The sequence below is a fragment of the Collinsella vaginalis genome (genome assembly GCF_900176655.1).
GTDB classification, from domain to species: Bacteria; Actinomycetota; Coriobacteriia; order Coriobacteriales; family Coriobacteriaceae; genus Collinsella; species Collinsella vaginalis.
Genome location: NZ_LT838851.1, coordinates 1 through 8,739, shown reverse-complemented (window position 1 = coordinate 8,739; position 8,739 = coordinate 1). Strand labels below are relative to the sequence as shown.

At 54.9% G+C, this 8,739-nt stretch carries 9 protein-coding genes; 2 read left to right on the top strand and 7 right to left on the bottom strand.

The window, feature by feature from the left end:
* The first annotated feature begins 322 nt into the window (after nucleotides 1-322).
* Entirely contained in the window at nucleotides 323-1,393 is a 1,071-nt protein-coding gene (locus tag CAP13_RS08605; protein WP_085831202.1) for a site-specific integrase, read from the top strand.
* Between the two features lie 5 nt (nucleotides 1,394-1,398).
* Nucleotides 1,399-1,863: a plasmid mobilization protein gene (locus tag CAP13_RS08600; protein ID WP_085831201.1), complete on the top strand. Its 465-nt coding sequence runs from the start codon at nucleotides 1,399-1,401 to the stop codon at nucleotides 1,861-1,863.
* A 103-nt stretch (nucleotides 1,864-1,966) separates the two neighbouring features.
* Here CAP13_RS08600 and CAP13_RS08595 read toward each other — a convergent pair whose 3' ends face one another.
* The 7 genes from CAP13_RS08595 to CAP13_RS10550 form a co-directional block, all read right to left on the bottom strand.
* The gene (locus CAP13_RS08595; RefSeq protein ID WP_085831200.1) at nucleotides 1,967-3,427 is read right to left on the bottom strand and encodes a UvrD-helicase domain-containing protein; all 1,461 of its coding nucleotides are present in this window, start codon (nucleotides 3,425-3,427) and stop codon (nucleotides 1,967-1,969) included.
* Nucleotides 3,427-5,145, bottom strand: coding sequence for an ATP-dependent nuclease (locus tag CAP13_RS08590; RefSeq protein WP_218775347.1), 1,719 nt, complete (start codon nucleotides 5,143-5,145; stop codon nucleotides 3,427-3,429). Before CAP13_RS08590 ends, CAP13_RS08595 begins: the two co-directional genes overlap by 1 nt.
* A gap of 349 nt (nucleotides 5,146-5,494) precedes the next feature.
* Nucleotides 5,495-6,406 (bottom strand): NotI family restriction endonuclease, encoded by a 912-nt coding sequence (locus CAP13_RS08585; RefSeq protein ID WP_085831198.1) that lies wholly within the window; start codon nucleotides 6,404-6,406, stop codon nucleotides 5,495-5,497.
* 2 nt (nucleotides 6,407-6,408) lie between these two features.
* On the bottom strand, nucleotides 6,409-7,602 hold the full coding sequence (locus tag CAP13_RS08580; protein ID WP_218775346.1) for a DNA cytosine methyltransferase: 1,194 nt from the start codon (nucleotides 7,600-7,602) through the stop codon (nucleotides 6,409-6,411).
* 8 nt (nucleotides 7,603-7,610) lie between these two features.
* A complete protein-coding gene (locus CAP13_RS08575; protein WP_085831197.1) occupies nucleotides 7,611-7,781 on the bottom strand; it encodes a type II toxin-antitoxin system RelB/DinJ family antitoxin in 171 nt (56 codons plus the stop codon).
* Nucleotides 7,782-8,305: 524 nt separating this feature from the next.
* Nucleotides 8,306-8,578: a hypothetical protein gene (locus tag CAP13_RS08570; RefSeq protein WP_085831196.1), complete on the bottom strand. Its 273-nt coding sequence runs from the start codon at nucleotides 8,576-8,578 to the stop codon at nucleotides 8,306-8,308.
* A 15-nt stretch (nucleotides 8,579-8,593) separates the two neighbouring features.
* Nucleotides 8,594-8,739: hypothetical protein (locus CAP13_RS10550; RefSeq protein ID WP_218775348.1), on the bottom strand; the 146-nt coding region annotated here is incomplete at its 5' end.

Here is an 8,739-nt window from a genome sequence, read left to right as displayed (position 1 = left end):
GCGCGTAGTCATTGCCTCCCTGCGCCAGAGGCTCCTCGAAGAAGCTCTTCATACGAAGGCTCGCCGTTTTGGCCGCGAACAGCTCGGCGATGAGCATGAGACACTGGTCGAACGGTGCGTAGATGCGCGACACCACCAGCAAGAAGCAGAACAGCGCTGGACGCCGACGAAGTCGCGGAGCTGCTGAGGATCAAGAAAGGCAGCGCCTACGAGGTGATCAGGAAGATAAACGCCGAGCAGGAGGCGCGCGGGCGCGTGGTGATCCGCGGGCGCGTCCGGAGCGACGTCTTCGACGCCCTGTACTTCCCGGAGGTGGACTGACATGCCCGTGTACAAGGACGACTCCAACGGCACGTTCTACGTGCAGTGCTACTACCGCGACGCCCGCGGCTCGAAACGCCACAAGACGAAGCGCGGCTTCTCCTCCGAGGTAGAGGCCGCAGTGTGGGAGGGCCAGTTCAAGAGCCTTAACGGCGGAGCCATGGACATGACGTTCTCCGAGTTCGTTGAGGTGTACGCCTCGGAGGCGAGGCCCCGCATACGCGAGCACACGTGGATCACCAAGGAGTACATCATCAAAGACAAGCTGGTGCCGTTCTTCGGGGACATGCGCATGTGCGACGTGAGGCCGATCGACGTCATCAGGTGGCAGAACGAGCTCACCGAGCACCGGGATTCCGACGGGAAGCCCTGGGCGCCGACGTACCTGCGCACGGTGAACAACCAGCTCAACGCCATCTTCAACCATGCCGAGCGTTACTACGGCCTCACCGACAACCCGGTGCGCAGGGTCGACAAGATAGGCTCTAAGAAGGGCGGCGAGATGCAGTTCTGGACCAAGGACGAGTACCTGAGGTTCAGCGAGGCCGTCATGGACAAGCCGCTCTCGTTCCATGCCTTCGAGCTGCTCTACTGGACGGGCATCCGCTGCGGCGAGCTCCTGGCGCTCACCCCGTCCGACTTCATGCTGGAGAGATCGCGGCTGCGCATCAACAAGTCGTACCAGAGCCTCCGCGGCGTGGACACCGTGACCGACCCCAAGACGCCCAAGTCGGTGCGCACGATCGTCATGCCTGCCTTTCTGCGCGACGAGATGGCGGACTTCATCGAGCTGCGCGACGACGTCGCGCCCGACGAGCGCCTATTCGCCGTTACCAAGCACTTCCTGGCCCACGAGATGGAGCGCGGGTGCAAGGCGTCTGGAGTGAAGCGCATCCGCATTCACGACATACGCCACAGCCACGTGAGCCTGCTGATCGAGATGGGCTTCTCCGCGCTGGCAATCGCCGAGCGCATGGGCCATGAGGCGGTTGACATCACCTACCGCTACGCGCACCTGTTCCCCACGAAGCAGGACGAGATGGCCGCCGCGCTCGACGGGGCTAAGGGGTGAGGAGGATGCCGTGCGAGAACAGCGCCCGCAGGCGCAGCAAGACGATGGCGTTCCGCTGCACGCCCGAGGAGCACAAGCTGATATGCGACATGGCCGCCTGGAGCGGCATGAGCCGGCAGGACTACATCATCGCCAAGCTCACCGACACGCAGGTGGTCATAAAGCCCTCCGTGGGCGTGCAGAAGGCGCTCAAGGACTCGATGGCGGAGTTGACCAAGGAGGTGCACCTGGCGGCCTCCTACGGCGTTCTGGGCGAGTCCCTGCAACAGAGGGTCGATCTCGTGATGGGGTTATTCCTGGCGCTCGGCGAGCCAGCTGATGCGTTACCAGATGGAATGTTGCAAACGGGAACTCCTCCAGCAACGAATGAGTCGGCCGAAGGAGAAACTGACGATGATGCAAGTATCTTTGAGTTGTGCCGGGTTAGCGGCTGTTCGCTTGGTGGAGCTGCTCATTATGCGCCGCATTGATTACGCGCTACGATCCGCGGTTCCTGCGAATCCCCTTTAAGCTCAGTTAATGCATGCTCATCTCTATCCACAGGAACCGTTTGCTGGGTTTTCATATGCGATGTTAGTCAAATAACACAAGTTGGCGCGTGGGTCTTGTCAGAGCAACGTAAAGATTTTCTTTTGAGTAGGCTTTCTGGTCCGAAGCTTTGACGACGGCGACGCTGTCGAATTCAAGTCCTTTGACTAAAAGAACGCGCGAGACCTTAAACGAAGTCGATTTATACCGCCGGTGCCAATCGTTTGCCTTTCTGCGTTCAAACGCAGAAACAAGATTCTCTTCCGTATTGAGATACGTTTCAATGGCGAACAAAGCATCACTCCAGGCTTCTCGCCTAACTAGATAAGACCCACAGCGATTGGAAATGGAACTGCATGCTTTCTTAAAAGTCGCCAGATCGAATTCTCGAGAAGCCAGCCCAAGATTGATGAGTACGTCGGCGTAGTCCTTGCGAGCTTTTGCGGACAGGTATCGATCTAGGGATTTGCCCTCCTGCAATGCGCGGAGGACCGGCTTATCGAGAACTTTTGAAAGGCACGAATGGCATTCAAGGACAAGTTCCGCAAACCATCTTGCCTTTTCTCCAGAGTTTCCCTGTGAAGGAAACGACATCAATCGTTCCCTAGCAAATTTACCCTCCATTTCTTCTACAAGCTCAAAAGACCCTGCCAATCTCTTCGATAGTCTTTCGGAAAAGACTGGGGGGAGATTGGGGCACAGCACTGCGGCGCTTTTACTTCTGTGCTGCATTGCATATGCGCTTTTTATTACTTCCCTTTGGGACGGACTCGACAAAAAGTGCTTCACATTGGCGATGCCGATTGTTTCGAAGTCCAGTTGCTCACCAGCCATTAGTTCTGGCCTGACGTATTCCAGTAACCATCTCCCGAGTTCGGGATTTGTCTTTGACCAACGGTGAGGTTTAGGATCGAGTGACCTCAATGGGACGAAGGAGTTCTCAACATCTAATGCCCAATCAGGGAATTGCTGACCTTTAAAATCGAAAATTCGCTGAAGTCTGTCGCCGAAGACGGCGACAGACCCGATTATGTCCCGAAGGGCAATCGCGAGGCGATGTTGCGCCATGTCGCAGTCCTGATATTCGTCGATAAGAATCAGCGAATAGCTGGCCAATATGACAGGCCCAAACACATTGGACGAGCATAGCTTGACAGCCCCTAAGACACATTGGGTGTAGTAGTTGGGATCGGAGCGGGTTGCTTCAGCATCTATCCTCGAGAGCGATGGATATGCATGTGAAATCCGTTCGGCCCACGCGCAAATAGTGAACACGGAGTATTTGGACGGATCAACTCCGAAACGATGAAGGCGATCTTTGATAACGGAGACTCCGGCATTGGTATGGGTGAGGATTAAGGTCTTCTTTCCGAAATTGCAAGCGAGATTCGTAACCGATGCAATCAACTGCGTTTTTCCTGTCCCTGCCGGAAGTTCGATGGAGCAAGGGACTGCGGAGAGGATGTCGGCAGCAAGCGCTTTGGCCTCATTATCCGGGGCGTCCATCAATCCTCCGTCGGAAAAGTGTTTAGTAGCTCGTAGTATGTCTCTTGCAGATTAGACTGGATGAATCGATTGCTATGTGCAACCGTGCTGAGAAGCCATTTTCCGAGTTCGATACTTCCGGAAATGCTTTTGAACCATCCTTTTCGTTTCCCGCTCGGTTTCGAAGCCGAGGCGACAAGAATCCTCCTTACGTCCTCCTCGGGCCTGCCAAGCCAACATGCTTCCGGCGATGAGGGGTCAAAAGTGCCTAATCCGTTATTGGAGAAATCGGAGCTAATGCGTTCGCGTGGAACTATTTCCTCATCTACGATAAACGCGAGCAGCTGGGATATCTGCTCCTTTTCCAGAGCCTCGAATATGGCGCTTTCCGTAGACCAGCCATTGGGCCATGTGAAGATGTGCACGCCAGATTTTCTGGCACTTTCCAACTTGTTATTAGTGTCGGAATCGTCAGCGTCTACAAGAAGGGCAACCTTGTAACCCAAAGATGCGAATCCTATCGCTTTCGAGACGGCGTTCGAGCCTCCGTTGCCCTGGCAGAGACATACCCCGCGCGCTGCCAAAGTCGGATTGCCTTGCGTGCGAGACTCGTCATCGTGGCGCTCCGCAAAAGCCCTATAAAGGCCCTCTTCCGTTTGCCCCTCAACAACGATAATCGACCGAGCCAGAAAGGGAGAAGGGTTCGAGCGGTGAAGGCCCTCGAGCTCTTCGGGCACGAAAGAGCACCGGGCCGCTCCTCCTCCATTGGCCAATATCGCAATTTCTGCAGCAGAGCAGCTCTCGACAGCGTTGCTTGAATGGGTGGTAAGGAACGCTTGCGAAATATCCCCATCGGATCTCAAAGCCTCTATAAGGCCGATAACGCGGTGCGGCTCAAGACCGCTTTCCGCCTCGTCGATCAAGAGCGTAGATTTATCTGTGGCGCCGAGCTTTTGTATCGCGAGGCTTGTGAGGCGACGCGTGCCGAGTCCATAGCGATGAACGGGAACACTTCCCGAATAAAGTGCGAGTGAACCGTAGCCGTCGCCTCTTGAAACATCGAGTCCTGGAGTCATATCTGAGTAGTCAGCAGCGCCTAACGCCTGGGCGCTGGCTCTAATGCCGTCCAACACGGAGGCAAAGTCCGCAGGCACCGAGAGCTCGTTCAGAGCATTGCGGGCAGCCTGAGTGGCGTTACGTAATGCCGCCTCAGCTCCATCGGTACCTCGTGATACCTTGCCCAGTGCTGAATTGCGCGACCAACGAAGGTGAGTGTCGACCCTCTCGTCGAGCTTTGAAACACCGAGTTTTCTCCTTATAGATGCCTTGAATGGTATGGACGATCCGTTAGGACAAATAATCGACCATGTCGGTTCAAAATCAATACCTATTGACAGTTGGACGACGAGGCATTGCTCGAAACCATCAAATGGTTCGGAAGCAACCTGGCCATCTTCCGATATGCCCTGCAAACACAGTCCGCAGGAGTCAATGGATAACAATTCGTTTGGAATTTGAGACAAGGCAGCGGTAACGACAATCGGTTTCGACTCGTCTTTGAAATCCGCAAATGAAATTGGGAGGTTCCACCTGTCGCCAAGGAGCCAATCAAGAGCGTCCAATACGGTCGTTTTTCCTGAATCGCCTGCGCCTATGATACAGATGAGTTTCTTGTCGGCAGGAATTGCCCATTCGAGTTGCTCAATGCCTCGATAATTAGCAATCTTCAACTTTCGCACAATCAAGTTGATTCCTTCCGATCAATTGCCTGTTGTTTTGGCTCAGTTGCGAACCGGATGATCATGCGGGCCGTTCTCCCTCGACGGCGCAATACCCCGGTGCTTGCGTTTCAACAGGAGACGGCGATTTATAAACTTGGTGCTCAGAAAAAGTCGACTAGATAGTTCGAGCGAAGCACCGGTAGTTAAATCGCCGCACAGTTACTATTCAACGACATGTACGCAGAGCCGAAATTATAGGAGTCGTTTTCTGGCCCGATTATGGGCATAGACATCGACGTCGTGACAAGCTGCGAGTTGATTCTGCATGAGCTCCTTACAGCTATCGCATCTGCAAGTGCACTATCTTCTAGCCGTACAAAGCTTCTCGCAGAGCTTTGCCGTACACGCCTGGCTCTGGGAGCCTGACTCTGTTAAATGCCGCCTGGACCTGCTCAACCGTCGTGCATTCATCTCCGGTGACCATTAGTTTCGTCGGAACGCCTTCTGCATACTCAGCGTTATCATCGTAGTCATATCGCAGAAAATGAAGGGCGCCCGGCTGTGGGGCGTATCCAAATGCCATATTTCTGGCACCGCCAAGTCTGTCAATAATTCTTGAATACACCGACTCAGGGGTCACGAACCACAAGCCAGAGCGACACAGAGGCTCTCTTTGAAGCACCTGTCCTTTATAAACAAGCTGCGGGATGATTCGTTTTGAGACGTTTTCCCAGTTCAAACCAACGGTTGATTTAATTTCTCTTCTACCGTCAATTAAACCTGCGCGGGAAGCTCTATAGTTTCCAGTCGTATCAATAGTCTGAACCTCAATTGAAGTGAACTCGGCGAGCTCGCCGCGCTCGTCGAGCCGAGCCAAGACCCAATCGGCAAAATAGTTCCCAACGCCGTTTCTTTTCGGCAGTCGCAGTTCTCCTCCCCATCTGTGTCCGAACACGGCAACGGCACCACCCTCGGAACGAGCTTTCCCGACAGCAGCGCGACCTGAATACAAGCCAAGGTCAATCCCAAACGTCTTCCTTGACACGATTCGAAGAATCTCGTAATCATCGGAATAGAGACGGATTGGGCAGCAGATGATACGCTGATCAGACGATACTTGTTTTACGGCGCACACACCGGAGCAGGAGCCGTCTCGCCCGAGCGTCTTGGTGCAGGTGTCGTGAAGGAACGGGCATAGATTCATGGCGACTGCCTCAAGAGACGCATCGCTATCATCTGCAGCTCGATATCCAAAGAAATCAACGATTGTTCCGGCCATATCTACTCTCCCTCAAGAACCGCTCGCAAAGATCTTCCAACAGCACAGGCAAGCATCGGAGGCACGGCGTTGCCGACCTCGGCGTACTGCTCGGCCTGAGAGCCAAGAAAGACGTAGTGGTCGGGAAATGATTGGATACGCGCGGCCTCTCGAACGGTAAGCGTCCTATCCTGTTCGGGGTGGAAGAATGCACCCCAGTGGGGATCGCACTTTGTGAGAACCGTGCTTCCGAGTTCGTCCCATCTCGGGCGACCGTATCTCTTCGTATGGTCGCTTCGCCTGGCTGACTTCATACCTTTCGGCAAAAGATCGTATGGGATATCTGTCCAGTTACCGCCTTGCTTGATATGGCTAAGCCGTTCGAGATTGATAGCCGAAAGACGTGGCGCCTCGTGGTTCATCACACCTGCCGACCCTATTCTCAAATTCGCTTGGTACTCGCATTGAGGTGCAACAGGATATTCCTTTACCGTTTCACCACGTCCACCGCTTTTAAGCGGTGGAAGGTCACCTATCGCATCGCGTACCGTGGTGAACGGGGCCGATGTCTCCGGTGAAGGCTTCTTCACAATCGGTCTGCCGTCGAATGTGGTCGCAAAGTTTGCCCTCACCGGAGCATGCCTGACAGGCTCAGGCCATGCCGATTGAGGAATAATCGCCCCTCGTAGACCCATTATTATCGTACGCCATCTCATTTGCGGGACACCGTAGTAGGGAGCACCGAGGATATGAACATCGGCGCCATACCCAAGGTCCGCAAGTGAATCGAGAATGGCGTGAAGCGTCTTTCCCTTCTCGAACGAAACCAAACCGGGAACGTTCTCGATAAGAACCGCGCGAGGCTTGAACTCGTCAACGAATCTCAAGTATTCGCGAAACAAGTGATTGCGCGGGTCATCACTGGATCGAACAGGGGCGTTAATCGAAAACCCTTGGCATGGAGGACCGCCTGCAAGCAAATCAAGTTGGCCCACTTCAAGATCAAGACGCTCCCTGATCTCTTTCGGGTTCACGGTACGAATATCGGCAACGCATACCTCGGCGTTCGGATGGTTTTTAGCATATGTCTCGGCATATCTGGGCACTATCTCGGAGGCAAACAGGGAGTGGAATCCTGCCTGCTCAAGTCCTTCTGACAGGCCACCCGCACCAGCAAACAAATCTATGCAAGTAAGTTTGTCGTTTTTAACGGTCACCAAAGCTCCTACCTAGTCACCTTCATCTCAAACGGCATGCCGCCCTCGCGGATCACCGCGCGGAGGAACATGTTCATCGCAGCAGACATGGAAAGGCCCAGCTCGTCGAGGATGGCCGAAGCCTCCCTCTTTACCTCCGGCTCTATCCTGATGGTGGTTGCGGGTATGTTCGAAGGCATGGTAGTTCCTATCTCTCGTGTATGCCACTGTGCCACCATTTTAGCCGACTATGCCGCCTGTGAGACCCAGCAGTCCATATAGGGCGGCTGGACGTTGAGCATATTGCGGATGCGGGTATTGCAAGTGCCGTTGGCGAGCTGCCGTGCGTCCGTGGGCTCAGCGGTATGGGAATCGGTCGCCATAAAGGTTCGTCACCAGCGAAATCAATCGAGATAGGCGAAAAGGCGCTTGGTGGACACATCCTTGAATTGCTTCATGAATGAGTCGAGGAGCGAATGTGCGATGTTGATGCGGTCGATGGTTCCCCCGAGCGGTCTTTGGAGTCATAGGGCTCGTGCGATGCGACCCATGTCAGTTTTGGTCTTACAGAACCAAACAAATTAATAGCAGCTTTTTAACGCGGCAGTGCAGCGCGACATCTGGGAATGCAGGGACGGCTAATGCCTTAGCCTTACCCAAAGGAGGGCGCAAAAGAAGCCTTTAATTGAAATCGGCGAACGTTTTTCGTTTCGGACTGCATTCCTTAGCTTTCGCAGCAAATGGGGCTTGACGTTCGCTCCTCGGCGTAGAGGACCTCGTTCTGCGCCTCCAGTATGCGCTCGGCGTCCTCGATACGCTCGGCACACCTCTCGCTTATCGACCTCAGGGCCAGGATCCCCTCGACGTCGAGCGGGTCCAGTTGGTCGGCGTGCGCCAGCGACTCGAGCAGCTGGTCCAGTCCCCTCGCCAGCCTTCCTGCATCTGCAACCGCGTCGAGCAGCTCACGGCGCTCGTTCTTCTCGTTGATGCCCATCATCAGCTTGCCTCCTTCTTACAACGGACTTGTTGCGCAGTACCGTAGCCGTTCCGCACGGAGAGCCACCCGCCGCCAGCGATCCCGTGCGCGTATCCGCCGCGAGTGGCGCTGGGAGGCCGTCCCGTTTCCGACCGCGGCGTCGAGACCCGGAAACGCGGCAT

Excerpts from the sequence above, each read along its gene's own strand:
- CAP13_RS08605 (WP_085831202.1), top strand. The coding sequence starts at position 323 with ATGCCCGTGTACAAGGACGACTCCAACGGCACGTTCTACGTGCAGTGC.
- CAP13_RS08600 (WP_085831201.1), top strand. The coding sequence starts at position 1,399 with ATGCCGTGCGAGAACAGCGCCCGCAGGCGCAGCAAGACGATGGCGTTC.
- CAP13_RS08595 (WP_085831200.1), bottom strand. The coding sequence starts at position 3,427 with ATGGACGCCCCGGATAATGAGGCCAAAGCGCTTGCTGCCGACATCCTC.
- CAP13_RS08585 (WP_085831198.1), bottom strand. The coding sequence starts at position 6,406 with ATGGCCGGAACAATCGTTGATTTCTTTGGATATCGAGCTGCAGATGAT.
- CAP13_RS08575 (WP_085831197.1), bottom strand. The coding sequence starts at position 7,781 with ATGCCTTCGAACATACCCGCAACCACCATCAGGATAGAGCCGGAGGTA.
- CAP13_RS08570 (WP_085831196.1), bottom strand. The coding sequence starts at position 8,578 with ATGATGGGCATCAACGAGAAGAACGAGCGCCGTGAGCTGCTCGACGCG.